We start from the raw sequence: 25,513 nt of genomic DNA, 5'->3' as shown, positions 1-25,513 counted from the left end.
CATGCTGCTCGGCAAATTGACGCTGCTGTCTTGGCTCGTTGCTTCTTCATGTGTTGTTGCCTCAGAGCAGTTTAAGATTGGGGTAAGTATTCACTTTGGAACTAACTGGGATTCCTATGGTGACGTTTTTCCATCTATACAGAATCTAGGGTTCAATAGCTTTCGCGATGAAGTGTTCTGGCATCGGCTGGAGTCAACCGTTGGAACCAGAGAGTTCCCCGCGAGTCTGGCCGACCTCAATAGGGCAGTTGATAACTCCAAGCGCCTAAATGTTATTCCGCTAATCATATTGAATTACGGAAACAAGGCCTTTCAGGACGGCGATCTCCCGACCACCGATGTTGCAATTGAGGCTTTCACAAAATATGCGCTATTTGTTGATCGGTATTTTGGAGATAAAGTCAGCAGTTATGAGGTGTGGAACGAATGGAACATAGGTCTTGGCTCTCCGAGGAGGCCGAGGACATTGGGGCGTCCCGATGATTATGTTCGTTTACTCAAGTCTGTCTCTCAAGCTCTTAGGCGAGAGCGAACGTCCGTTGAGATTGTGGCTGGCGCCATCGAAGGGCTTGATGATAGATGGGTGGATGGATTTATATCGTCCGGTGGGCTTTCTTGGTCCGATGCAATTTCCGTTCATCCGTACGTTCTTCAAAAGGCACGCAACAATTTGCCAGAGACTTCAATTGAGTGGCTAGATATGTTGCATAAGAAGGTCGCAGCGGCTTCCCCCGGTAGAGCTATGCCTGTTTACGTGACGGAAATCGGTTGGCCAACCAACCGTGGCCAATATGGTGTTGCAGAGGATGAGGCGGCCGCGTATTACGCTCGCTACGTTTTATTGGCGCGCGCTAGAGATTGGGTTAAGGGTGTTTGGTGGTACACGCTCCTGGACTCCGGGAACGATGAGAGCAACAAGGAGCACCGGTTTGGGATCGTTCGTAGGGATGGTGGGTATAAGCCGATGGGTTACGTCGCCAAATACATAAACCCACTATTGAACTCGGCGTCATTCAAGGAATTGAATATCGGAAGTGGCGTACGAGGTGTGATCGTCGAAGAGAAAAGGCGCACCAGGTGCTTTGTTTGGGCTGAGCGCAAAATCGACGAGCCAAAGGTGACCATTGATGCGGGCAAAATAGCTGCTGCAACCGGATTTGTCATGGGAAGGCCTGGATCGATTTCGGAGATAGCGGTTGGTGGATCGCCAATCGAAATTGTCGAAGATTCAGGGGTATGGAAAGTTCGCTCCGTTGTTGAATTGGCGCGATTGGTGACCAAAGATGCAAAGTGACGCAGTAGGATCATTAACAGCAGCTTCATCATCGACAATTGTTGTAAACGGCCGGTTTTTGGGGCGGCGCGCCACCGGGGTCGATCGTTTTGCCTACGAAGTGCTTAACGCTATTGATAGTTTGCTTGATCGCTCAGATCCGAGATTGGCTGAATTGGAATTCAAAGTTCTGATCCCCCGCACGGTTCCCGAGCGTCATCAATTTCGCAATATTTCGGTGAGTGCTGTCGGCAAGCGTGATGGGCAACTATGGGAGCAACTGGATTTGCGCGGCGCTGTCAAGGGACGCTTGTTGCTTAGTCTTTGCAATACAGCGCCGGCCGGCGTTCGCAGCCAGGTGGTAGTGATTCACGATGCGGCGACCGCAGCGATTCCGCGCGCATTTAGCCGTGGATTTCGCTGGTGGTACCGAATCTTGATGCCATTGCTCGGTTTGATGAGTCGTCGAATCATCACCGTTTCGGAGTTCTCGAAGGGTGAGTTAACCCGGCGCTTCGGTATTCCGGCCAAGAAGATTGATGTGGTGATTGAGGGTGGAGAGCACATCCTTCGTGTGCCAGCCGACGTAGGCGCGATTGCACGATTTGGATTGGCGGATCGCCCGTTTGTTCTCGCGGTGAGCAGCATGGCGGCCCACAAGAACTTCCGTCTGGTGCTCGACACCATCGCGAAGCTCGATGACCCCCCATTTGATATTGCGATTGCGGGCGGGGCAAACGCCCGAGTGTTTGGCTCAGCCGGTCTGGTGCATTCCGATCGTGTGAAGTGGTTGGGGTACGTAAGTGACGGTGAGCTTCGCGCCTTGTATGAGGGAGCGATGTGTTTTGTATTTCCTTCGCTTTACGAGGGGTTTGGTATTCCGCCGCTGGAGGCAATGACTTGTGGCTGCCCGGTCGTAGCGGCGCGCGCGGCTTCGATTCCGGAAGTGTGTGGCGATGCGGCCGTGTTCTTTGATCCGCACAATGCGGATGAATTGGCGGCGCAGTTGGTGCGCGTTGCAGGCGATGCTGATCTGCGTGCTGAACTCGTCGCAAAAGGGCGCGTGCAGGCGGCGAAGTTTTCTTGGGAAGCTGCGGCCTGCCAGGTGCTCGCGGCGTGCCGAGAGGTGGCGAAGTGAGCCCTTCGCACGGCCGTGTCCTGCATTGTGCCGAAACCATCAAAGGGGGCATTGCCACTTACTTGCGCGAGCTGATTCCGCTGCAGTGCGACGAATTTGGCGCGAACAATGTGCTCGTCGTGATTCCGGAATCACAGCGCAAGGAGTTGCCAGTACCCGATGGCGTTAAGGTTGAAACGTATCCGGATGTGGGCGGGCGGGCATCAAATGCCGTGCGCTTGGCAATCAAATCGTTAGCTGTCGCACGCCGCGAGCGAGTCGATGTAGTACACGTTCATTCGACGTTTGCCGGTGCTCTGGTAAGGCCATTCTTGGCGCTGGCATATCGATCTGCACGGGTGGTTTATTGCGCGCATGGCTGGGCCTGGGATCGACCTTTGTCTGGGACAGCACGCACGATGGTGGTAGCCGTCGAGCGCGTAATGTCCTGGCTGAGCGACGTGATTGTCTGCATTTCCGATCATGAACGATACACGGCGCTGGCGAATGGCATTGCGCCGGCGCGCATTGTTGTCGTGCGAAATGGAGTTTCACGGCGACGGCCTGTGCCACTGGGTGGTGCACCTCAGTGGCCTGATGGACGGTTGCGGGTGCTCTTTGTGGGGCGACTTGATCGACAGAAGGGGGTCGATGTGCTTTTCGATGCCCTGCGAATGCTGGGCGACAGGGTGCACGCGGTCGTGGCGGGATCTTCTGTGCTCTCCGACGGCACGATCCTTGCGACTCCCGAAAACGTGACGAGCATCGGCTGGGTATCGCCGGGCGATCTGGAAACGCTCTTCGCTTCGGCGCAAGTCTTGGTGGTGCCGTCGCGTTGGGAAGGCTTTGGTCTGATCGCTGCAGAAGCAATGCGGGCTGGGTTGCCTGTTCTTGCGACCCGCGTGGGCGGCCTACCCGAAGTTGTCGATGATGGTGTGACAGGCGTCATGGTTGAACCCGAATCCGCCGATGCACTGGCAACTGCGTTGATGCGAGTGAGCCCACAACGCTGGCGTGAAATGGGCGAGGCCGGAAAGGCTCGCTTCGCTGAGCACTTCACGATGGAGCGAGTTCACCGTGAACTGTGTGCAGTTTACGGATTCAACTCCTAAGGCCCGGGCGTTGTGCGATGCGCTTCCCGTTTCAGCACGGCATCTCATTATTCTCTTCGAACTAATCGGAACTCAAAACGATGAAAGTTACTGTGGTAGGCACCGGCTATGTCGGTTTGGTGTCGGGCGCATGCCTCGCCGAGATGGGCAACGATGTGCTGTGTCTGGATCTGGATCCCAACAAGATCCGCATCCTTAAAGAAGGCGGCATTCCTATTCATGAGCCAGGGCTGGACAAGGTAGTCGAGCGCAACGTGGCGGCCGGCCGATTGCACTTCACGACCGACGTGGAAGAAGCGGTGCGCTTTGGAACAATTCAGTTCATCGCGGTGGGTACGCCGCCGGATGAGGACGGCTCTGCCGATTTGAAGTACGTGCTGGCAGCGGCGCGCAACATCGGCCGCCTGATGACCGATTACAAGGTGATCATCGACAAGAGCACGGTGCCTGTTGGCACGGCCGACAAGGTACGCGCGGCGGTGGCAGACGAGTTGGCAAAGCGTGGTCTTGATCTGGAGTACTCGGTTGTCTCCAACCCGGAATTCCTGAAAGAGGGCGCTGCGGTTGATGACTTCATGAAGCCCGACCGCATCGTGATTGGCGCAGAAGACGAACGCGCGATCTACTTGATGCGTGCGCTGTATGCACCGTTCCAGCGCAATCACGACAAGCTGGTGGTAATGGACGTGCGTTCAGCGGAACTGACCAAGTACGCCGCTAACGCGATGCTGGCAACGCGGATCTCGTTCATGAACGAGCTGGCGTTGCTGGCTGAGAAGTTGGGCGCGGACATCGAACTGGTGCGCCAGGGTATCGGCTCTGACCCGCGGATCGGCTATCACTTTCTTTATGCCGGTTGCGGTTATGGCGGCTCGTGCTTCCCGAAGGATGTGAAGGCGCTGATCAAGAGCGGTGCCGATGCGGGGCAGGACCTCAAGGTGCTTAACGCCGTTGAGGCAGCCAATGATGCACAGAAAATGGTGTTGGTCGACAAGGTCGTAAAGCAGTTTGGAGCGGACCTTTCCGGTAAACATTTCGCGTTGTGGGGGCTCGCCTTCAAGCCGAACACTGATGACATGCGCGAGGCAACGAGTCGCGTCGTGATCGAGGAGCTTTTCAAGCGCGGCGCGACTGTGAGCGCATACGACCCGGTGGCTATGCATGAGGCCAAGCGCATCTTCGGTGACGAACCGCGCCTGGCGTATGCCAAAAACCCTATGGATGCGCTGGAAGGCGCTGATGCTCTGGTCATCGTGACCGAGTGGAAGGAATTCCGCAGCCCGGATTTCGAGCGCATCAAAGCGGTGCTGCGTAGCCCAGTGGTGTTCGATGGCCGCAATCTCTACGACCCGGCGATGCCGCGTGCAGCCGGCCTCACTTATCAGCCGATCGGCCGGGCTTGATCAAAGGGGCAACGTGTTCGTCGACGATGCCGGCCAAGACCTATGGGTAGGCACTCGACGGGGTTGTGGCGCAGATAGAAGGCTGTCGTAATCAATTTGGAATTGCACAAGATGGAAAACTCCACGCGAAGCGTATCGATCCAAGAAATCCAGGACACAAGCGGTGTCCGCTTTGGCACCAGCGGTGCGCGCGGCTTGGTTGCCGACATGACCAGCGAAGTTTGCTACGCGTATGCCTCAGCATTTCTTGGGGCGATTCCGCAGAAGTCGGGCGGCATTGCCATTGCGATGGACCTTCGGCCCAGTAGTCCTGCTATCGCGGCCGCCTGCGCGGCGGCAATTCACGATAGTGGCCTGGCGATCGATTTCTGTGGCGCTGTGCCCACTCCGGCGCTGGCCTTTCACGCTCAGGAGCGATGCGTGCCGGGCATCATGGTGACCGGTAGTCACATTCCCTTCGACCGAAATGGCATCAAGTTCTATCGAGCCGACGGCGAAATCACCAAGGCCGACGAGGCGAAGATCAGCGCGGCGGTGGTCGATGTGCCTTTGGGCGCACAGACAGTTGCATTGCCGTCGATTAACCGCAATGCCTACGATGCGTACGTCGCCCGGTATGTTGACTTCTTCCCGCCTCGGTGCTTTGCGGGGATGCGGCTTGGCTTTTACGAGCACTCAAGCCTGGCGCGCGAGGTGTTGAAGTCGATCCTTTCGGCACTGGGCGCGGAGGTGATTTCGCTCGGGCGTACCGATGAATTTGTGCCGATCGATACCGAGGCGGTCAGCAAGGCCGATATTGAACAGGCACGGCGCTGGGCGGCTCAGCACCGGTTCGATGCCATCGTGTCGACCGATGGCGACGCAGATCGCCCTTTGCTGGGCGACGAGAACGGCGACTGGTTTCGTGGCGATGTCGTTGGCATTCTGAGCGCGCAGTATCTACGTGCTCAGGGGGTTGTAACGACCGTAAGTTCGAACAGCGCTGTCGAATTGTGCGGCAAGTTCGAGCAAGTGATCCGTACGCGCATCGGTTCGCCCTATGTCATCGAGGGAATCGAAAAGCTGATTACCGCTGGCGTGACACAGGTTGTTGGTTTCGAGCCCAACGGTGGCTTTCTGGTTGGCTCGCCCATCGAACGGGATGGCCGCACGCTAGCGCCACTGATGACTCGTGATGCTGTGCTCCCAATGCTGTGCGTGCTGCACATGGCGAGAGAGCGGGGCGTCAAGGTTTCCGCGCTTCCGGGTCTGTTGCCCACACGCTTTACCGCTAGCGACCGCATCCAATCTTTCCCGACGGCCCTGAGCAAAAAGCTGATCGGCGAGTTCGCTGAATCGCCAGAGGCATTTGCAGCGCTCTTTGGTTCGATCTGCGGCAGCGCGAAGCGGCAAGACCAAACCGATGGCTTGCGGATCTATCTCGAGAGCGACGAGATCGTGCATTTCCGACCGTCCGGCAATGCGCCAGAGCTGCGTTGCTATGCCGAAGCAGGGGATCAGGCACGAGCAGAGCAGCTTGTGGCCGAATGTCTGCAACGGCTCAAAGGGCAACTCAAGGTCGAGTGACTCGACCGCGGTGGAACTGGTTGCTGGTGTCGGGACCGGAGCATTGCATTCGGGTTCGAAGGTTCCGTCACATTACTTAGGGAGAAGAAAATGGCCAAGGCACTGATCCTTGCTGCCGGACAGGGCACGCGCGTACGACCACTGACAAAGCACACGCCAAAGCCGATGGTGCCAATTCTCGGCAAACCAGTGATGGAGTATCTGATCGATCACCTCGCCAACTACGGCGTGAAGGAGATCATGGTCAATGTGGCTTTCATGCACTGGAAGATTGAGAACTACTTTGGCGACGGTCGCCGTTTCGGCGTGGAACTCGGTTACTCGTATGAAGGCGTGCGTGAGCACGGTGAAGTCGTATGTAAACCGGTGGGTTCTGCCGGGGGGATGCGAAAAATCCAGGACTTCGGCGGATTTTTCGATGACACGTTTATCGTGCTGTGCGGCGATGCCATTGTTGATCTTGATATCAAGGCAGCAGTTTTCGAGCACAAGACGAAGGGCGCCATCGCCAGTGTCGTCACCCTCGATGTGCCTCGAGAGGAAACCAAGAACTATGGCATTGTCGTAACGGACGAATCGGGCCGTGTTACTTCCTTCCAGGAAAAACCAAAACCCGAAGATGCGAAATCTACCGCCGCGTCTACCGGCATCTACATTTTCGAACCGGAGGTGCTCGACCTGATACCACCGAACGTCGAGTTCGACATCGGTAGTCAATTGTTTCCGCTGCTGGTCGAAAAAGGACTGCCGTTCTTTGCACAGAAACGCTTCTTCAACTGGATTGATATTGGAAGAGTCACGGACTATTACTCGGTCCTGATGCGCGTATTGCGCGGCGAGGTGGCACAGATGGACATGCCCGGCAAGGAGTGTGCACCTGGTGTCTGGGTCGGGCTGAATACCTCGATTGCGTGGGACAGCGTACAGATCGTCGGACCGGTTTACATTGGTTCGGGTGTCCGGATCGACCCGGGATGCAGCGTCATCGGGCCTGCATGGATCGGCCACGGCAGTCACCTGCGGCCAGGCTCAAAAGTGATCCGTAGCGTGCTGTTCGAGTACACCCGACTTGGGGAGGACATGGTCTTTGACGAGGTGATCGCTTCGCCGCAGTACTGTGTGGACAGGAACGGCGAGACGAAGTACGTCGGAGACGACAGCTGCACGTTGCGCTGGGGCGACGCCAGAGCCTAAGCCTGCACAGGTCGAGCATGCCCTACGGCCGGCCGAAGTGCCGGCCTTTTTCGTGCGCGCTAGAATAGTCGCCTAAGCAAACAACCACCCCGGATTCCGAAAGACTCACATGACCATTATCGTTACCGGCGGGGCCGGTTTCATTGGCGGCAATTTTGTTCTTGACTGGATCGCGACAACCGGCGAGCCAGTCGTGAATCTGGACAAGCTGACTTACGCGGGCAATCTGGAAACACTCAAATCGCTTGAAGGCGATAGCCGGCACACCTTTGTCGAGGGCGATATCTGTGACCGCGCGTTGGTCGATTCTCTGCTCGCGACACATCGCCCGCGTGCGATCGTGCACTTCGCCGCCGAATCGCATGTTGATCGTTCGATCCACGGCCCCGGCGAATTCGTTCGAACCAACGTCGAGGGCACGTTCACCTTGCTCGAAGCGGCACGCGCGTACTGGAATGGCCTTGAAGGTCAAGCGAAAGCGGACTTCCGCTTTCACCATGTTTCCACCGACGAGGTTTACGGCTCTCTAGGCCCGAACGATCCGCCGTTCACCGAAACGAACACCTACGAGCCGAACAGCCCCTACTCGGCGAGCAAGGCAGCCAGTGATCATCTGGTGCGGGCCTGGCACCACACCTACGGCCTGCCGGTTACGACGAGCAATTGCTCGAACAACTACGGGCCGTATCACTTCCCCGAAAAGCTGATTCCGCTGATGATCGCCAACGCGCTGGCGGGAAAACCGTTGCCGATCTACGGCGATGGACAGCAGATTCGCGACTGGCTCTATGTCACCGACCACTGCAGCGCGATCCGCACGATCCTGGCCAAGGGCAAGGTGGGCGAGGTGTACAACGTCGGCGGCTGGAACGAGAAGCCGAACATCGACATCGTGAAGACCATCATCGCGTTGCTCGACGAACTCAAGCCGAGTGCAGAGGGCAGCTATGCGCGCCTGATTACCTATGTGACGGATCGCCCTGGCCATGACCGACGCTACGCGATCGACGCCCGAAAGATCGAGCGCGAACTGGGCTGGAAGCCGGCCGAGACTTTCGAGACGGGTATCCGTAAGACCGTTCAGTGGTACCTGGATAACCAGGACTGGGTGCAGAACGTGCTGAGTGGTGCCTACCGTGATTGGGTGGCGAAGAACTACGCAGGACGAGAAGCCGTTTGAAATGGCGGAGGAAGCGACTCTTCTGCACGTCGCTGCGTTTGCAATTCTTGCGGCGGGACTGACGGCAGCCAGAATCGTTTTGCCTTTAGTGCCCAGCGGTTGGCGAAGCCAAAATGAGCTTCCGAATCGGTTGGTAACAATCGATTCGCTTCGCGGTTACCTGGCCATCGCGGTGTACATTCATCATGCCTCGATTACTTGGTTCTATTTACAGCGCGGAAAATGGGAACTGCCTCCGTCAAAGCTGCTCGCGAACTCTGGAGAATGTGCCGTTGCACTCTTCTTCATGGTGACCGGCTTTCTGTTTTGGGGTCGCGTGCTTGAGCAAGGAAAGCGGTTTGACTGGTTTGGCTTCTTCTTGTCGCGCATGGCGCGACTCGTGCCCCTGTTCTATACCGTCGTTGCTGTTCTCGTGGCCTCCACCTTTCTCCTCGCAGGCGGGTACATCGTTGAGAGCCCTTTGATATTTGCGCGGCATATCGTGCACTGGCTGCTGTTCACCTTTAGCCAGACCTCGGACTTGAACGGTGTCAACGCAACATGGCGGATGATTGCGGGCGTCCAGTGGACGTTAACGTACGAGTGGCTTTTCTACTTTGTCCTTCCAGTTGCGGCCCTGCTCACATTGAAGTCGAAGAATGTGTTTGCGGCTTCGGTTGGGCTGTGCGTCATGCTTATTGCATGGCACCTTGGTTGGCCGGATGCGAAGATCTTGGCGCTTTTCGCAGGCGGAGTCGCCGGGGCGCATTGGGTCAGGGTGCCGCAACTGGCTGGGCTCGCCAAAACGAGTGCGTTCGGCGTGTTTGGGGTGTTCTGTTTTGCGCTCACCTTGCTAACCGATGTTCCGGAATCAATCGGCCTGCCTGTGTTCTTCGTCGCGGTTGCAAGCGGGAATACGATGTGGGGCGCTTTACGCGCGCGTGCTGCCGTCTGGCTTGGCGAAGTGAGTTACAGCATTTACCTGTTACATGGCCTCACACTTTGGGTGCTCTTCAGTAGCCCTCTGTTCCACGCCCAGTGGCGTAACGTATCGATCGAGCTGTATGTCGTTGCGATCATCCTGAACACGTTTGTTGTGGTTGCAATCGCGTCTGTGACATGCGTCACCGTTGAATGGCCCGGAATTAGAGCCGGCAGGGTTTTGTGCAAGAAATGGCGAGACTTCCGGCAACTGCGCCTCCAGGCAGAGCCTGTGCAATGATTCCAATCCGCAATGGTTGATGAACAACGCCACAATTCTTGCTATCAGCTTATTGCTTCCAAGTGCCGGGGAACCGCATGCGAGTTTTGATTTTCGGAAAGGGTGGTCAGGTGGGTTGGGAGTTGCAGCGAGCGCTTGCGCCGCTGGGGCAGATCGTTGCCGTCGATTTCGACAGCACCGATTACTGCGGCGACTTCACCAATCTCGACGGTCTGGCGGAGACTGTGCGTGCCGTGAAGCCGGATGTCATTGTCAATGCGGCTGCGCACACGGCCGTAGATAAGGCAGAGAGCGAACCGGAATTGGCGCGCGAGATCAATGCGCTGGCGCCGGGCGTGCTGGCACGTGAAGCCGCGGCAGCAGGCGCATTGCTCGTGCATTACTCCACCGACTATGTGTTCGACGGCAGCGGAGAAGCGCCGCGAACCGAATCGGATGCGGTTGGCCCCTTGAGCGTCTACGGTTCGACCAAGCTCGAAGGCGAGCAGCAGATCCGCGATAGCGGCTGTCGTCACCTGATCTTCCGCACGAGCTGGGTGTACGCGGCGCGCGGCGGCAACTTCGCGAAGACCATGCTCAAGCTCGCCCGCGAACGCGATCGCCTGACCGTGATCGACGATCAGATCGGTGCGCCGACTGGCGCCGACTTGCTGGCGGATGTCACCGCTCATGCAATTCGAGCGACGCGCAATCAACCCGAACTGTGCGGCCTGTATCACCTTGTTGCTGGGGGCGAAACTTCCTGGCACGGCTATGCGAATTTCGTCATCGGGTTCGCGCGTCGTGCAGGCGAATCTCTGGCGGTACAGGAGATTGCGCCTGTGCCGACGACAAGCTTTCCCACGCCCGCCAAACGTCCGCTGAACTCGCGCCTCGCGACTAATCGTCTGCAGGAAGCCTTCGGGCTGACGCTCCCGCGTTGGGAGCAGGGCGTCGAACGGATGCTGACCGAAATCCTGGGCAAGTAACCACGAAGGCCACAGAGCCCACCTCAAACGCGCGAAATTGAATCGAGGAACCCTCATGACTCAACGTAAGGGCATCATCCTGGCCGGCGGGTCCGGTACCCGGCTGCACCCGGTGACACTGGCGGTGAGCAAACAGCTCATGCCGGTGTATGACAAGCCGATGATCTATTACCCGCTGTGCGCATTGTTGCTCGCGGGAATTCGCGAGATCCTGATTATCTCGACTCCGCAGGACACGCCACGCTTTGAGCAGCTGCTTGGCGACGGAAAGCACTGGGGTATCGAGATCAGCTACGCGGTGCAGCCGAGCCCTGATGGGCTGGCGCAGGCCTTCACGATCGGTGCGGACTTCGTTGGCGACGCGCCATCCGCGCTCGTGCTCGGCGACAACATCTTCTATGGCCACGACCTTCAGAGGCGACTTGAAGCGGCTGATGCGCGAGCCGACGGTGCGACGGTATTTGCTTACCCGGTGCACGATCCAGAACGTTACGGCGTGGTCGAGTTCGACGCGAGCGGGCGGGCGGTTAGCCTGGAGGAAAAACCGAAGGCGCCGAAGAGCCGGTACGCAGTGACCGGCCTCTATTTCTATGACAATCAGGTGGTCGAGTTCGCGCGCAACCTCGAGCCTTCGGCGCGTGGCGAACTGGAGATTACCGATCTGAACCGAATCTACCTGGAACGCGGGCAGATGGATGTGCAGGTGATGGGGCGTGGCGACGCCTGGCTGGACACCGGTACCCACGACAGCCTGATCGAGGCCGGCCAGTTCATCCAGACCCTGGAGAAGCGTCAGGGCCTCAAGATCTGTTGTCCGGAAGAAATCGTCTGGCGCCGGAAGTGGATCGACGACCAGCAACTCATGGCGCTCGCCAAGCCGCTCGCAAAGAGCGGCTACGGGCAGTACCTGACCCGCATTCTCGATGACAAGGTGTTCTGATGAAAGTGACGGCGACCGCGCTACCCGAAGTGCTGATCCTTGAACCCAAGGTCTTTGGCGACGCGCGCGGGTTCTTCATGGAAAGTTTCAACGCCAACACCTTTCGCGATGCGACCGGGCTGGATGTGCAGTTCGTGCAGGACAACCATTCCCGTTCTTCGCGCGGCGTGCTGCGGGGTTTGCACTATCAGTTGCAGCAACCGCAGGGGAAGCTGGTACGCGTTGCCAAAGGTCGCGTATTCGATGTGGCGGTGGACATGCGCAAATCATCGCCCCGGTTCGGGCAGTGGGTGGGCGTGGAACTGAGCGAAGAGAACCATCGGCAACTATGGGTGCCGGCGGGCTTTGCACACGGCTTTGTCGTGCTGTCCGAGTCGGCCGACTTTCTTTACAAGACGACGGATTACTACGCGCCGGCGCATGAGCGCTGCCTGAAGTGGGACGACCCGTCGGTCGGCGTTGCGTGGCCGCTGGACGGCCTTGAACCGAGCCTCTCGGCAAAGGATCAGCAGGGCAGGGCGCTGGCAGACTGCGACACCTTCGCCTGATGCGCTTCATCGCGGATTGAATTGACTTGAATCGTTGGCATTCCGCGCCGGGGGGCGTGAAATGCCACTATCAAGAACAGAACAAGGGAGAAAGACCATGGCCAAGGCACTGATCCTTGCAGCCGGGCAGGGCACGCGCGTAAGACCACTGACCAAGCACACGCCAAAGCCGATGGTGCCGATACTTGGCAAACCGGTGATGGAATACCTGATCGATCACCTTGCCCAGTACGGGGTCAAGGAGATCATGATCAACGTGGCATTCATGCACTGGAAGCTTGAGAATTACTTTGGAGATGGTCGCCGTTTCGGGGTGGAACTGGGCTATTCGTACGAAGGCGTGCGTGAGAACGGCGAGGTCGTCTGCAAGCCTGTCGGCTCTGCTGGCGGCATGCGCAAGATCCAGGATTTCGGTAACTTCTTCGACGACACCTTTATCGTGTTGTGCGGCGATGCCATCGTTGATCTGGATATCAAGGCCGCCCTCTTTGAACACAAGACCAAGGGCGCCATTGCGAGCGTCGTGACGCTGGACGTGCCGCGCGAAGACACCAAGAACTATGGCATCGTCGTGACCGACGAGTCCGGGCGGGTGACCTCGTTCCAGGAAAAGCCGAAGCCCGAGGATGCAAAGTCGACAGCCGCCTCTACCGGTATCTACATTTTCGAACCGGAAGTGCTCGATCTGATCCCGCCGGATACCGAGTTCGATATCGGCAGCCAGTTGTTCCCGTTGCTGGTCGAAAAGGGGCTGCCGTTCTATGCGCAGAAGCGCTTCTTCAACTGGATCGATATCGGCCGCGTCTCAGACTACTACTCGGTGCTGATGCGTGTGTTGCGCGGCGAAATTGCGCAGATGGACATGCCGGGGCACGAGGTGTCACCGGGCATCTGGGTCGGCCTGAACACGCGCATAGCGTGGGATAGCGTGCAGATCGTCGGGCCAGTGTACATCGGCTCCGGTGTCAGGATCGAACCGGGCTGCAGCGTGATCGGCCCCGCCTGGATCGGGCACGGAAGCCACCTGCGCCACGGCGCCAAGGTGATCCGCAGTGTGCTCTTCGAGTACACCCGTCTGGGCGAAGACATGGTCTTCGAAGAGATGATCGCCTCGCCACAGTATTGCGTGGATCGCAAGGGCGACACGATGTACGTCGGCGACGACACCTGCCTGCTACGCTGGGGCGATGCACGCGCCTGATTGGTTCAGCAGTACGAACAACAACGCCGGCACGAAGCCGGCGTTGTTGTTTGAGAAGTCGCGAAGTTAGCGACGCGGAATCCGCATCAAGGTCGATTTGCCGAACAGGCTCTCGATCAGATCCACGGCGAGGTCGGCGGTCTGGTTCCGCACATCGAGGGCGGGGTTGAGTTCAACGACATCGAGCGAACCCAGCATGCCGGTGTCGGCAATCATCTCCATGCACAATTGCGCCTCGCGGTAAGTCGGCCCGCCGCGCACGGTGGTGCCGACGCCCGGTGCGATCTCCGGGTCGAGGAAATCGACGTCGAAGCTCACATGCAGATGCGTGTCCGGTTCTAGATCATCGAGCGCGAGTTCCATGGCTGCACGCATGCCGGCTTCGTCGATGAAGCGCATGTCGAACACTTCAAGATTCTTTGCGTGGACGAGCCGCTTTTCGCCTTCGTCGACGCTGCGGATGCCGATCTGGCGAATCCACTCAGGCTGAATTGCGGGCGTCACGCCACCGATCTCGACCAACGACTGGGGGCCCAAGCCACACAGGCAGGCGACCGGCATGCCGTGGACGTTGCCGCTCGGCGTGATCTGGCTGGTGTTGAAGTCTGCGTGCGCATCGAGCCAGAGGATCCGCAGTTTCCTGCCGGTTTCGCGGCAACGTCGTGCCACCGCGCTGATCGACCCGATCGCAAGGCAGTGGTCGCCGCCCAGCATGATGGGCAAGCGATCCCGAACCAGTTCGCTGTACACCGCATTGTGCACGGCGCGGTTCCATGCCACGACTTCATCCAGATGACGATAACCGTCTTCGGGCGGGAGCCATGGATTCTTAGGGCCGGAAATATTGCCCCAGTCTTCGACATCCAGTCCGTGGCTTTGAAGAATCGGTCCGATATCGGCGACACGCAGGGCTTCGGGCCCCATCGACGCGCCGCGACTGCCGGCGCCGATATCGGTGGGAGCGCCTATCAGGCTGATACGGGTTTTCATGTCGGGCACGCACAGTGTTAACGATGCGCGATTTCACACCGATAAGCGTGGCGGGCGCAATCGTGCATGCGACGCGAAATGGCGATAAACGGAAGGCAATCAAGCGTGAATGTGCGCGTGAAGGGTGAGGCGACGTCGGGCCGGCATGACGTTAGGTCGCCCGGCTGGCTACAATCCCCCTCTACATCCTATTCGAGTCTCGCCGTGTCCGATCGCCTCGCCGTCCTCCCGCAGTACCTGCTACCCAAACAATTGCTGACCACGCTGGCTGGGCGCTTTGCATCCTGGCAAGGCGGTAGCGTCACCCATTCAGCGATTTGCCGTTTCGCCGCGCGCTACGGCGTAGATATGTCGGAAGCCGCCAATCCGGATATCACGAGCTACCCGACCTTCAATGAGTTCTTCACCCGCGCGCTCAAGCCGGGCGCAAGGCCGCTGGCCGACAGTGAATTGATCTGCCCGGTCGACGGTGCGATCAGCCAGTTCGGCAAGATCGCGGGCGATCAGATCTTTCAGGCCAAAGGGCACCAGTACAGCACCGCAGCACTTGTCGGCGGCGACGCCGATCTTGCCCGACAGTTCGATAACGGCCACTTCGCGACGCTCTACCTGAGCCCGCGCGACTACCATCGGATTCACATGCCCTGCACCGGGCGGCTCTTGCGGATGATCCATGTTCCCGGTGCGCTGTTTTCCGTGAATCCGACGACCGCACGTGGCGTGCCCGGGCTTTTCGCGCGCAATGAGCGCGTCGTGTGCCTGTTCGATTCCGAGTTCGGTCCGTTCGTGTTGACCCTGGTTGGCGCGACGATCGTCGGCAGCATGGCGACCGTCTGGCATGGCGTCGTTAACCCGCCGCGCCCGGGTCAGTTGAGGGAATGGTCGTACGACGATCAGTCGATCGTACTGGAGAAGGGCGCTGAAATGGGACGCTTCCTGCTTGGCTCGACGGTGGTGCTGCTGTTCAAGGATGGGCCCTTGCAGTTCAACAAGGCTTGGGCGCCCGCAGGTGCGGTGAGGATGGGGGCCTCGATGGCGACTTTCGCGCGGCCTTGACGTTCGCGCGGATCCCTATCGCAAACGTGCCGCCGCAAGTATGTGCGGCTCGATCAGGCATGCGTCGCCCAACACGACCTCATCACAATTCGCTCCCGGTCCGCTGCGATCCAGCACCAGGAAATCGCTGACCGCATCCAGCGCGAGTAATGGGTGGTGCCATGTACCGGCGGCGTAGTTGACGCCCTGAACGCTGCGCGCGAGGAAGCAGCGCAGCGCACCTGCAGCCGGCGCGGTGGCGACGACAACGAGATAGTCGCGGCCATTGAGCGGAATGAAGGCTTGCGAGCCGCGCGGGTGGCGTTCGAGCATCGTGATCGAGAACGGCAACGAGCGCGGCTGACCGCGGAAGATGCTGGCGATGATGCGCCCATCGCCCCCCGGATCGAGCCGCGCGAGATCGTGGTAGCGCTCGGTGTTGCCGCCATTGATCGGGAAGTGTCGAACAGCATCGCTCGCCTCGATGACATCACCGAAGGGCGCGAATGCCTCGCGGGTGAGGGGTTCGATGGGAAGCGTGCTCACGCCCCGGCTGCTCTGCCGAACAGACGCAGGCGACTCACGCCGCCGTCGGGAAAGATGTTGAAGCGCACATGGGTAACGAGGCCCTGCTTGGCGAGGTCGTCGAACCCGTGCACCGCATCCATCTGCAGCTTCTGCGGCGCGAGCAACTCGGGCCAGAACATGCTCTGCGTGATCAGCGTCTGCTCGGTGCCGTCCGCCAGGTGGGCGGCCTGCAGCGAACAGGCATCGGGGTAGTTGCCCTTGAAATGGGCGGTATCGACTTCCACGCGCTCGATGATGCCCGGCGCAGCCAGCGCGATGATGCACCAGTCGTTGCCGGGCTCGCGGCGGCGGCGGGTTTCCCAGCCATCGCCCATGTTCGCGCCGCGGCCGGGTAGTAGCAGGGTGGCCGCACGGCCGAAGTGTTCGTTGTTGGTGGCGACGACATAGGCGCCGTTGATGGCGGCGGCGAGATCCAATTCAGCGCCTTCGGCCCAATCCGCCACCGGGCGGCCGTACACGCGCAGGCGGGCGATGCCGCCGTCGGGGTAGATCGACAGGCGTACATGCGTCCACGCCGTGTCGTTCTCTATCGCGTGGTAGTGGTGCGCGTTGCCCCTGAGCGCAACGGTCGGCAACAGCGGCGTCCACACGGCATCCGCCGCCGGGTCTCCGCGCTCGCACCGGCAGGCTTCGATGGATGCGCCGGGCGGGTAATTGCCGGTGAAGTGTCGGGTGTCGATATCCAAGCCGGTGATGCGGCCGGCGCGGGCCAGCCGAACGACGCACCAGTCGTTGCCGGGGCCGCGCTTGCGACGCGATTCCCAGCCGTCCATCCACTTGCCATGTTCGTCGTACTTGCCGGGGATGAATACCGGTTCATCGGGCGAAAGCATGCGGCCGCGCGCTGCGAAGAACTCGTCGCTGCAGGCGATGGCCTCGGCGCCGAGGCGTGGGTCGGCGAGGTTCGTGAATCGGCGGGTGAAATCCGGCGCGTCCGGATCGAAGATGACTGCGGCCATGGCGAGGGTCCGAGAGGTCGACCCTTCCAGCTTAGCGCGATAGGGCTATGCGCAGCGGAATGGCGCGAATCGCTGGAACCGAATATGACCCACCCGGCGCGCACTTGGCTTGTCGCGGTGCGCGCCGTGGAGGCTGGCGTCAGGCGGCAGCCTTCTTGAGGGCAGCGGCCGCCTGTTCACGCATGCGGCGCGCCTCGTCGAGCAGGAATTGCTGGTAGTCGTCGAGGTCGCCGTCGAAGGGTTCCACGCCGCCATGGGTGACCAGCCAGAACTCGTCGCACACCGCGCGCAACAAGGCGCGGTCGTGGCTGACCAGCATCACCGTCCCTTCGAACTCGTTGAGCGCCACGCCGAGCGCCTCGCGGGTCGAGAGGTCGAGATGGTTGGTCGGCTCATCGAGCAGGAGCAGGTTGGGGCGTTGCCACACGATCATGCACAGCACCAGGCGTGCCTTTTCGCCGCCGCTCATGGTGCCGACCGCCTGGTGCACCATGTCGCCGCTGAAATTGAAGGTGCCGAGGAAGGTACGCAGCGCCTGCTCGGTGCCGCTCTGGCCAGGGCCGCGCAGGTGAGCCGGCGTGTCCTTGGCGAGGCGGGTCATGTGCAGCAGCGGCGACGCGGCCGGATCGAGCACGTCGAGTTCCTGCTGCGCGAAGTAGCCGATGTTCAGGCCCTTGCCTTCGCTGATCTCGCCGGCGATCGGCGCGAGCGCGTGCGCCACCGTCTTCACCAGCGTCGACTTGCCCTGGCCGTTGGCGCCGAGGATGCCGATGCGCTGACCGGCGAGCACCGAGCGGTTGATGTTGCGCACGATCACCGTCGGCGGCGTCCCGGCCGGCGCGTCGTCCGGCGCAGGGTAGCCGAAGCTCGCGTCGAGCATCGACAGCATCGGGTTGGGGACGTTGAGCGGCTCCTTGAACTCGAAGCTGAACTCGGCGTCGGCCAGCACCGGCGCGATCTTTTCCATGCGTTCGAGCGCCTTGACCCGGCTCTGCGCCTGCTTGGCCTTGCTGGCCTTGGCCTTGAAGCGGTCGATGAACTTCTGCAGGTGGGCGATCTTGTCCGCCTGCTTGGCCATCGCGGCCTGCTGCAGCACCAGCTGCTCGGCGCGCATGTCTTCGAACTTGCTGTAGTTGCCGCCATAGCGCACGAGCTTGGCGTTATCGACGTGCACCGTCACCTGCGTCACCGCGTCGAGGAACTCGCGGTCGTGGCTGATCACCACCATGGTCCCCTGGTAGCGCTTGAGCCAGGCTTCCAGCCACACCAGCGCATCGAGGTCGAGGTGGTTGGTCGGTTCGTCGAGCAGCAGCAGATCGGACGGGCACATCAGTGCGCGCGCCAGCTGCAGGCGCATGCGCCAGCCACCGGAGAAGCTGTTCACCGGCTCGTCGAGCTGTGCGACCGAGAAGCCCAGGCCGAGGATCAGCGCCTGCGCGCGGGCCGCGGCGTCGTGCGCGCCAGCGTCGTGCAGATCCATGTAGGCGTGCGCCATGCGCATGCCGTCGTCGCTCGCTTCTGCAGCGGCGACTTCGGCCTGTGCAGCCAGCAACACGGTGTCGCCCTCGATCACGAAGTCAGTTGCGCTCTGCTCGGTCTCGGGCATGTCCTGTGCCACCTGCGCCATCTTCCACGCGGCGGGGATCGAGAACTCGCCGCTGTCTTCATGCAGCGTGCCGTTGAGCAGGCCGAAGAAGGAGGATTTGCCGGCACCATTGCGGCCGACAAGGCCGATCTTCTCGCCGGGGGTGAAGGTGACGGATGCGCGGTCGAGCACGACCTTTACGCCGCGACGCAGCGTGACATTACGGACGGAAATCATGGGGCGCTACTTCAAAGAGGACCGGCATGATAGCCGCCCGCGCACGACCGGCCGTGGTTTTTCGCGCACGGCGTATCCGGAGGCTCACGTGCCAGAAGGGGCCACCATGTCGCAGCGCAAGGCGGGCTGCGGCCTCGCGCCCGCTCAGGCGGACTGCGGCGGCGGGAAGTGCGTGTGCCAGTGGCGGGCGATATCGACGCGGCGGCACACCCAGACCCGGTCGTGCGCCTCGATGTGGTCGAGGAAGCGCTGCAGCGCACGCATGCGCCCGGGGCGACCGAGCAGGCGGCAGTGCATGCCGACCGACAGCATCTTCGGTGCCTCTGCGCCTTCGGCATAGAGCACGTCGAAGGCGTCGCGCAGGTAGGTGAAGAAGTCCTCGCCCTGGCTGAAGCCCTGAGGCAGCGAAAAGCGCATGTCGTTGGTGTCGAGCGTGTAGGGCACGATGAGCTGCGGGGCAGTCGTGCCGTCACTCCTGGTCACTGGCGTCCAGAATGGCAGGTCGTCGCCGTAGTAGTCGCTGTCGTAGAGGAAGCCGCCGTAGTCGGCGACGAGTCGCCGGGTGTTGGGGCTGTCGCGGCCGGTGTACCAGCCCAGCGCGCGCTCGCCGGTGAGGCGCTCAATGATCTCCATGCCGATGCGCATGTGTTCGCGTTCGGTGGCCTCGTCCAGCGCTTGGTAGTGAATCCAGCGCCAGCCGTGGCAGGCGATCTCGTGGCCCAGTGCCTTGAAGGCGGCGGTGAGCTCGGGGTGGCGTTCGAGCGCCATCGACACGCCAAACACGGTGAGCGGCAGACCGCGGCGCTCGAACTCGCGCAGGATGCGCCACACGCCCACGCGCGAGCCGTATTCGTAAACCGACTCCATCGACAGGTGGCGGTCCGGGTAGCTTGCAGGATTGAAGAGTTCCGAGAGGAACTGCTCGCTGCCGGCATCGCCATGCAGCACGCAGTTCTCGCCACCTTCTTCGTAGTTGAGCACGAACTGCACCGCGATCTTCGCGTTGCCGGGCCAGTGCGCATGCGGTGGCGTGCGGCCGTAGCCGATCAGGTCGCGCGGATACGAAGCGTGGGTCATTGTCGCATTTGCCTCAGTGCGTACCGCCGAGATACCAGGCGGCGATCAACGCGCGTTCGTCTGCGGTGATGCCGGTGATATTGCCCAGCGGCATGTCCTTGGTCTGGGTGGCGCGGGCGAAAATGCGCTGCGAATGCTGGCGGATGCGCGCCTCGGTATCGAGCATCACGCCGCCGGGCGCGGAGGGCATCATCGTCGCCTTTTCGGCATGGCAGGCGGTGCAGCGGGCCTGGATCACCGGCATCACTTGCGCCAGCGTGGGAACGGGCTTCGAGGTGTCCACTCTCGTCGGGGTCGGCGCAGTCCACCACAGCACTGCGAGCAGGATCGCGCCACCGGCGGCCGGGTATTCCCAACGCCATTCGCCCTTGTGCTTAAGGTTGAAGAAGTGGCGGATCAGCGCTGCGCCGAGCATGATCAACACCAGCACCAGCCAGCCTTGCGGATGGCTGTAGGTGAAGGCGTAGTGGTTGCTGATCATCGCGAACAGCACCGGCAGTGTCAGGTAGTTGTTGTGCACGCTACGCTGCTTGGCCTTCTTCCCCAGCGTGGGGTCGGGTGCTTCGCCACGCTTCATCGCCGCCACGAGCTTGCGCTGGTTCGGGATGATGATGAAGAACACGTTGCCACTCATCGTGGTGGCGATCATCGCGCCGACATGGATATACGCGGCACGACCTGCGAGCAGGTGCGTCAGCGCCCAGGCCACTGCGGCGACGAAGAGCGTGTAGATCACCGCGAAAACGAGCTGACTGCGTTCGATCAGCAGGCGCGAGAGCAGGTCGTAGACGATCCAGCCCCCGGCCAACGTGCCAAGCCCGATCAGTACGGACTGCGCTGCACTGATCTGCGCGACCGCCGGGTCGACCATCCAGGTTGCTGCCTGAAAGTAGTACAGCACCGAGATGAGCAGGAAGCCAGTGATCCAGGTGGAGTAGGACGGCCAGAAAAAGAAGTGCAGTTCCTTCGGCAACGCCTTGGGCGCGACCAGGTACTTCTGCGGGTTGTAGAAGCCCCCCGCGTGCATCGCCCACAGCTCGCCGCCGACGCCGGCCTCCTTGAGCTTCGGGTCGGTCGGCGGCTTGATGGAGTTGTCGAGCCAGACGAAGTAGAACGAGGAACCGATCCAGGCGATGCCGACGATCAGGTGCAGCCAGCGCAGCAACATGCTGGCGACTTCGATGAGGTAGGCGTGATCCATGCTCAGCTGCCCCGGTAGGTGCTGTAGGCCCAGGGCGAGACCAGTAGCGGCACATGGTAGTGGGCTGCGGTGTCGGCCACGCCGAAGGCGATGCTGATTTCGTCGAGGAAGGGCGGCTCCGACAGTTGCACCCCGGCGGCGCGGAAGTAGGCGGCGACTTCAAAACGCAGCACATAGCGCCCGGTCTTCAGCGCCGCACCTTCGAGCAGCGGTTTGTCGCAACGACCGTCGGCGTTGGTGACGCCCTGCGCGAGCGGCACAGCGCTATCGGCCGTGGTCAGCGTGTAGGGGATGCCGGCGGCCGGCCGGCCGTGGGCGGTGTCGAGCACATGGGTGGTGAGTCGTCCCATCTTCATTCCGATCCGGGGGGAGGCTGGCGGGAGGCCGGCGCATGACCGGATTGTAGGAAGGGCTTGGTCTGCATCGGTGGATACCCCGTATCCGCCACCGCGCATGAGGGCGCCGCCGGAGCCGCCACGCAAGCCTTGTGGGACATGGATTTGCGATGGCACATCCGGAAACGGCGAAGTTGGCTATTCGGAATCGCCGCTTGCGTGCCCCGGGGGGTGGTCCCTAGGCTGGAAGCATCCAACGGGCATCGAGCGGTCTTGCCACTGCCCGCCGAACCCGACAAACACTTGCGATCAAGCACTTTCATGCCGATTACGCCGATCTCCGCCGCTGCCCTGTCTGGCCTCACAAGGGACGCGTTCGTTGCCGCCCTCGACGGCATCTTCGAGCACTCCCCCTGGGTGGCCGAGACGGCCTGGTCGGCCGGCCCGTTTGCCGACCGGGCCGCGCTGCTGGCGGCGTTGGTGGAGGCGATGCGTGCGGCGCCGCGCGATCTGCAATTGGCGTTGATCCGAGCACACCCGGAGCTTGCCGGCCGTGCGGCCGTCCGAGGCGAACTGACCGTGGAATCACGCGGCGAGCAGTCGGGAGCAGGCCTCGATGCCTGCAGTCCGGAAGAGTTTGCGCAGCTCCAGCAACTCAACGCCGCCTACGTCGCCCGCTTCGGTTTTCCCTTCATCCTCGCGGTGCGCGGCTATGATCGCCGCGGCATCATCAGCCGCTTCGCCGAGCGCCTGGCACATACGCCGGAGGCCGAGTTCGACGAAGCGCTGACGCAGATCGCGCGGATCGCAGCGCTGCGACTCGCTGATCGCGTCGCCTGATCCGCATTTTGCCCGCACAACGCGGGCGCGGCACTCGCGCACCCGGCGCGCCTTACGCCGCAGCGTTGAGCACGCGCTCCTGCGGTTTGCGCGCCACGCTGACGATCTGCTCGCGGAACCAGCGACATTCATCCGCAAGGTGTGTGCGGTCGTGCCACAGCAGATAGAAGGCCATCTTCGGAAAATCGATTGGCACCTCGGTCACGGCGAGCGGCATCAGCTTCGCGAAGTGCTCGGCGAAGACGCGCGGGCCGGTGAAGATCATGTCGGTCTGCAGCAGCAGGTAGGGCACCAGGCCGAAGTAGGGCACATAGGCCACCACATTGCGCTTGATCCGCTCGCGGGCCAAGTGCATGTCGATGACGCCACGGCGGCCGACCGAATAGGGCGTCGGCGCCAGATGTTCGGCTTCGAGATAGCGCTCGGTGGTGAGCGGTCGCTGGGCGAAGGGGTGATCCTTGCGCATCACGCACACCAGATCGTCCTCGAACAAGGGCGTCATGCGCAGCAACTCGGGCGGTTGCGGCCAGTTGCCGATCACGACATCCAGTTCACCGGATTCGAGCGCCTGCGTGAAGTCGCTGTCGGGGCCAAGCGAATGGAACACCACCTGCGAGTGCGGCGCCATCTTGCGCAACCGCGCGACGATCTCTCCCAGCACCACCGCATTGAGGTAGTCCGGCGTGGCAATGTTGAAGACGCGGCGTGACTTTGCCGGGTCGAAGCGCACCTGGCGCACTGCGATCGCTTCGATCTGCGCCAGCGCCAGCTTGACGGGCTCAAGCAGTGCGGCGCCGCGTTCGGTCGGAGTCATGCCGTTGCGTGAGCGCACCAGCAGTTGGTCGCCGGTGATATCGCGCAGCCGTCGCAACGCGGTGCTGACGGCAGGTTGCGACTGGTTCAGGCGCAGCGCCGCCTTGGTGACGCTGCATTCGGCCAGCACTGCGTGGAGCACGCGCAGCAGGTGGACGTCCATCGTGTCCCAGGAGTTGTTGGCCATGTTCTTTCCGTTTGTACGTTGCAACGCAGCAAGCTATGCAAGTCTCGTTCCACGGACGTGGCGGCTATCTCCCATGCATCGATGAGGCAAACGTCTGGCCTCACGGCACCGAGGTGGTGCCTTCGGCGGTGTCCCTTCGCTGGCGTATGGTGCATGGATGCGCAGCTTGGCGAGGACTGGCGCGCTTGCGCCGACGGAAGCGGGCCCACGTATGCGCAACCAGAGTGTTGGCACGCGACGCTATCGCGAAGCACGCAATCGCGCGCCAAGCGCGGTGGCCCGGAACCTGCGTTATTCTTATCTTGTACACAAAATTGCACGCAAGGTGAGTGATGCCGATTCCTTCGGATCAGATCAATATTCCTGCCATCCGGAATGAGCTGACGGCGATTGCCGAACGCTATGAGGTGGCCCTGGTGGGTAACGATCGCCTTGCGTTGGATCGTTTCTTCATGCCGGGGGAAAACACACTGCGCTTCGGTTTGGCAGACGAGCAGTACGGCTACGACGCTGTGGTCGCCTTCCGCGCCAGCTTGCCACTGCAGAGCCCGCCAAGGCGGATCGTGCGTTGCGAGGTCAGCACGTACGGCACGGATCTCGGTACCGTGAACCTGGTGTTTCGCTATACCGATCGGGAAGGCGGTGGGCGACAGAGCCAGACCTGGGTGAGATCGGATCTCCCGGAGCATGGTGGCTGGCGCATCGTTGCTGCGCATGTAAGCCTGAAGAACGAGTCGCAAGCATGACAGCGCGTCATACCTCGCAGCCCAAGCTGCCGTCGAAAGGGGGGCGCCGCAGCGTTGCCAGCGCGCGTGCTGCGGAACAGCCGGCGACCCGAGCCCAGGCGGTTTATGCCGCGATCAAGGACGACATTGCTGAGTTTCGGCTGCTTCCCGGCGACCGCTTTACCGAGACGGAGCTTGCCGAGCGGCTAGGCGTGTCACGCACACCGGTGCGCGAAGCACTGTACCAGTTGCAGCGCGAGGGTTTCCTCAGCGTTCAGTTCCGCAATGGCTGGAGCGTGAACCCCTACGATTTCGATCGCTTCGAGAACCTCTACGACCTGCGTCAGTTGATCGAACTGGAATCGGTGCGCCGCTTGTGCGATCGCAAGGAATCCCTCTCCGCTTTGACCCGTCTGGAAGCTTATTGGCTGCTTGATGAGTCGGAGCGCGACAACGACGGGCGCAGCGTGGCGCTGCAGGACGAAGCCTTCCACATGGCGCTGGTCGAGGCCGCTGGCAATCCCGAGATGGCGCGGGTGCATGCCGACGTGACCGAGCGCATCCGGATCGTGCGGCGCCTCGATTTCACGCAGCGCGAGCGCATCGAGACCACCTACGCGGAACACGCCGCGATCCTGCGCGCCATCCGGCGGCGCAGCAGCGAGCGGGCGACCTCATTACTTGCGGCTCACATCGAGGCGAGCCGCGCAGAGGTGCGCAAGATCACGCTGCATAAGCTCTACGAAGCGCGCCGAACAGGGCGCGGTTAAGCAGGTCGTAGCGACGTGGCTGCTCCGGTAGGCGCAGCTCAAGCGCGACGCTGCCGCCACCAAGTCCGTTCTTCGCGTTGGCGGAGTCGCTTTGTGTGCGAAACGTGGCGAGGCGGCCGTCTCGCTGCCTCCTTTTGCGGTCCTTAAGAACGGGCTGTCGCACCGGACAGCTTCGTCGTCGTCACGCCTCGTTCTCCAGCGCGATGGAGCACGCCAACGGTGCGCGCCGCACCAAGGCGGCTCGTAAATCGGGGGGTTCCCGCGTGCTCCCGATTGCGCCGCCGGCGCATCCCGTACGACCCATGTTGCCCGCTCAGCCTTCTGCGTACTGCCCGCGCGCCCTCCAGCCTTGGCAGGCACATCGCGGCGGGTTCGATGACAAGACTGGCACGCGCTTTGCGTATCTTGCATACAAGACGGCGTACAAGAAATGCGCTGTCAGTGATACGCCCTCCGGCCAATGACATC

24 protein-coding genes are annotated in these 25,513 nt (G+C 61.2%); 16 read left to right on the top strand and 8 right to left on the bottom strand.

Annotated features, from left to right (window positions below; translation table 11 throughout):
* Position 1 precedes the first annotated feature (1 nt).
* The 12 genes from GGR36_RS04590 to GGR36_RS04535 all read left to right on the top strand — a co-directional run bounded on the left by GGR36_RS04590 (position 2) and on the right by GGR36_RS04535 (position 13,703).
* Complete coding sequence (locus GGR36_RS04590) at positions 2 to 1,294, top strand: cellulase family glycosylhydrolase (RefSeq protein ID WP_183632339.1); 1,293 nt, start codon at positions 2 to 4, stop codon at positions 1,292 to 1,294.
* The gene (locus GGR36_RS04585) at positions 1,284 to 2,411 is read left to right on the top strand and encodes a glycosyltransferase family 4 protein (RefSeq protein WP_183632337.1); all 1,128 of its coding nucleotides are present in this window, start codon (positions 1,284 to 1,286) and stop codon (positions 2,409 to 2,411) included. The genes GGR36_RS04590 and GGR36_RS04585 overlap by 11 nt, the downstream gene beginning before the upstream one ends.
* The gene (locus GGR36_RS04580) at positions 2,408 to 3,502 is read left to right on the top strand and encodes a glycosyltransferase (protein WP_183632335.1); all 1,095 of its coding nucleotides are present in this window, start codon (positions 2,408 to 2,410) and stop codon (positions 3,500 to 3,502) included. Before GGR36_RS04585 ends, GGR36_RS04580 begins: the two co-directional genes overlap by 4 nt.
* An 80-nt stretch (positions 3,503 to 3,582) precedes the next feature.
* Positions 3,583 to 4,905 (top strand): UDP-glucose dehydrogenase family protein, encoded by a 1,323-nt coding sequence (locus tag GGR36_RS04575; protein WP_183632333.1) that lies wholly within the window; start codon positions 3,583 to 3,585, stop codon positions 4,903 to 4,905.
* A 111-nt stretch (positions 4,906 to 5,016) separates the two neighbouring features.
* Complete coding sequence (locus GGR36_RS04570; RefSeq protein WP_183632331.1) at positions 5,017 to 6,471, top strand: phosphomannomutase; 1,455 nt, start codon at positions 5,017 to 5,019, stop codon at positions 6,469 to 6,471.
* A 90-nt stretch (positions 6,472 to 6,561) separates the two neighbouring features.
* The gene (locus GGR36_RS04565; protein ID WP_183632329.1) at positions 6,562 to 7,665 is read left to right on the top strand and encodes a nucleotidyltransferase family protein; all 1,104 of its coding nucleotides are present in this window, start codon (positions 6,562 to 6,564) and stop codon (positions 7,663 to 7,665) included.
* Between the two features lie 109 nt (positions 7,666 to 7,774).
* A complete protein-coding gene (gene rfbB / locus GGR36_RS04560; RefSeq protein WP_183632327.1) occupies positions 7,775 to 8,845 on the top strand; it encodes a dTDP-glucose 4,6-dehydratase in 1,071 nt (356 codons plus the stop codon).
* A 1-nt stretch (position 8,846) separates the two neighbouring features.
* A complete protein-coding gene (locus GGR36_RS04555) occupies positions 8,847 to 10,046 on the top strand; it encodes an acyltransferase family protein (protein ID WP_183632325.1) in 1,200 nt (399 codons plus the stop codon).
* Positions 10,047 to 10,123: 77 nt separating this feature from the next.
* Positions 10,124 to 11,014 (top strand): dTDP-4-dehydrorhamnose reductase, encoded by an 891-nt coding sequence (gene rfbD, locus GGR36_RS04550; protein ID WP_183632323.1) that lies wholly within the window; start codon positions 10,124 to 10,126, stop codon positions 11,012 to 11,014.
* Positions 11,015 to 11,069: 55 nt separating this feature from the next.
* Positions 11,070 to 11,954 (top strand): glucose-1-phosphate thymidylyltransferase RfbA, encoded by an 885-nt coding sequence (rfbA, locus tag GGR36_RS04545; RefSeq protein WP_183632321.1) that lies wholly within the window; start codon positions 11,070 to 11,072, stop codon positions 11,952 to 11,954.
* On the top strand, positions 11,954 to 12,502 hold the full coding sequence (gene rfbC / locus GGR36_RS04540; RefSeq protein ID WP_183632319.1) for a dTDP-4-dehydrorhamnose 3,5-epimerase: 549 nt from the start codon (positions 11,954 to 11,956) through the stop codon (positions 12,500 to 12,502). Before rfbA ends, rfbC begins: the two co-directional genes overlap by 1 nt.
* A 97-nt stretch (positions 12,503 to 12,599) precedes the next feature.
* Entirely contained in the window at positions 12,600 to 13,703 is a 1,104-nt protein-coding gene (locus tag GGR36_RS04535; RefSeq protein WP_183632317.1) for a nucleotidyltransferase family protein, read from the top strand.
* A 66-nt stretch (positions 13,704 to 13,769) separates the two neighbouring features.
* On the opposite strand, the gene rocF is transcribed toward GGR36_RS04535, so the two are convergent.
* Complete coding sequence (gene rocF / locus GGR36_RS04530) at positions 13,770 to 14,693, bottom strand: arginase (protein WP_183632315.1); 924 nt, start codon at positions 14,691 to 14,693, stop codon at positions 13,770 to 13,772.
* A 204-nt stretch (positions 14,694 to 14,897) separates the two neighbouring features.
* On the opposite strand from rocF, the gene asd reads away from it, so the two are divergent.
* Positions 14,898 to 15,749, top strand: a complete 852-nt coding sequence (asd, locus tag GGR36_RS04525) for an archaetidylserine decarboxylase (RefSeq protein WP_183632313.1) — start codon at positions 14,898 to 14,900, stop codon at positions 15,747 to 15,749.
* 15 nt (positions 15,750 to 15,764) lie between these two features.
* Here the strand turns inward: asd and GGR36_RS04520 are convergent, their stop codons facing one another.
* The 6 genes from GGR36_RS04520 to uraH form a co-directional block, all read right to left on the bottom strand.
* Positions 15,765 to 16,274 carry an ureidoglycolate lyase gene (locus tag GGR36_RS04520; protein WP_183632312.1) on the bottom strand — a complete coding sequence of 170 codons (510 nt, stop codon included), beginning with the start codon at positions 16,272 to 16,274 and terminating at the stop codon, positions 15,765 to 15,767.
* Positions 16,271 to 17,275 (bottom strand): allantoicase, encoded by a 1,005-nt coding sequence (gene alc / locus GGR36_RS04515; protein WP_183632310.1) that lies wholly within the window; start codon positions 17,273 to 17,275, stop codon positions 16,271 to 16,273. Before alc ends, GGR36_RS04520 begins: the two co-directional genes overlap by 4 nt.
* Positions 17,276 to 17,414: 139 nt before the next feature.
* Positions 17,415 to 19,097: an ABC-F family ATP-binding cassette domain-containing protein gene (locus tag GGR36_RS04510; protein ID WP_183632308.1), complete on the bottom strand. Its 1,683-nt coding sequence runs from the start codon at positions 19,095 to 19,097 to the stop codon at positions 17,415 to 17,417.
* Positions 19,098 to 19,241: 144 nt separating this feature from the next.
* On the bottom strand, positions 19,242 to 20,174 hold the full coding sequence (puuE, locus tag GGR36_RS04505; RefSeq protein WP_183632300.1) for an allantoinase PuuE: 933 nt from the start codon (positions 20,172 to 20,174) through the stop codon (positions 19,242 to 19,244).
* Between the two features lie 13 nt (positions 20,175 to 20,187).
* Positions 20,188 to 21,375: a urate hydroxylase PuuD gene (locus GGR36_RS04500; RefSeq protein WP_183632298.1), complete on the bottom strand. Its 1,188-nt coding sequence runs from the start codon at positions 21,373 to 21,375 to the stop codon at positions 20,188 to 20,190.
* 2 nt (positions 21,376 to 21,377) lie between these two features.
* Positions 21,378 to 21,725 (bottom strand): hydroxyisourate hydrolase, encoded by a 348-nt coding sequence (gene uraH / locus GGR36_RS04495; protein WP_183632296.1) that lies wholly within the window; start codon positions 21,723 to 21,725, stop codon positions 21,378 to 21,380.
* 306 nt (positions 21,726 to 22,031) lie between these two features.
* Here uraH and uraD point away from each other — a divergent pair, with 306 nt between their 5' ends.
* Positions 22,032 to 22,550, top strand: a complete 519-nt coding sequence (gene uraD, locus GGR36_RS04490; RefSeq protein WP_183632288.1) for a 2-oxo-4-hydroxy-4-carboxy-5-ureidoimidazoline decarboxylase — start codon at positions 22,032 to 22,034, stop codon at positions 22,548 to 22,550.
* Positions 22,551 to 22,602: 52 nt separating this feature from the next.
* Here uraD and GGR36_RS04485 read toward each other — a convergent pair whose 3' ends face one another.
* Positions 22,603 to 23,550 carry a LysR substrate-binding domain-containing protein gene (locus GGR36_RS04485; protein ID WP_183632287.1) on the bottom strand — a complete coding sequence of 316 codons (948 nt, stop codon included), beginning with the start codon at positions 23,548 to 23,550 and terminating at the stop codon, positions 22,603 to 22,605.
* 332 nt (positions 23,551 to 23,882) lie between these two features.
* Between GGR36_RS04485 and GGR36_RS04480 the strand changes: the two genes are divergently transcribed.
* Positions 23,883 to 24,296 (top strand): AtzH-like domain-containing protein, encoded by a 414-nt coding sequence (locus GGR36_RS04480; protein WP_183632285.1) that lies wholly within the window; start codon positions 23,883 to 23,885, stop codon positions 24,294 to 24,296.
* The gene (locus GGR36_RS04475; protein ID WP_183632283.1) at positions 24,293 to 25,045 is read left to right on the top strand and encodes a GntR family transcriptional regulator; all 753 of its coding nucleotides are present in this window, start codon (positions 24,293 to 24,295) and stop codon (positions 25,043 to 25,045) included. The genes GGR36_RS04480 and GGR36_RS04475 overlap by 4 nt, the downstream gene beginning before the upstream one ends.
* The last annotated feature ends 468 nt before the right edge of the window (positions 25,046 to 25,513 follow it).

This window comes from Niveibacterium umoris (genome assembly GCF_014197015.1).
GTDB classification, from domain to species: domain Bacteria; phylum Pseudomonadota; class Gammaproteobacteria; order Burkholderiales; family Rhodocyclaceae; genus Niveibacterium; species Niveibacterium umoris.
The sequence above is the reverse complement of the archived record's forward strand: the minus strand, read 5'-3'. Positions and strand labels throughout refer to the sequence as shown.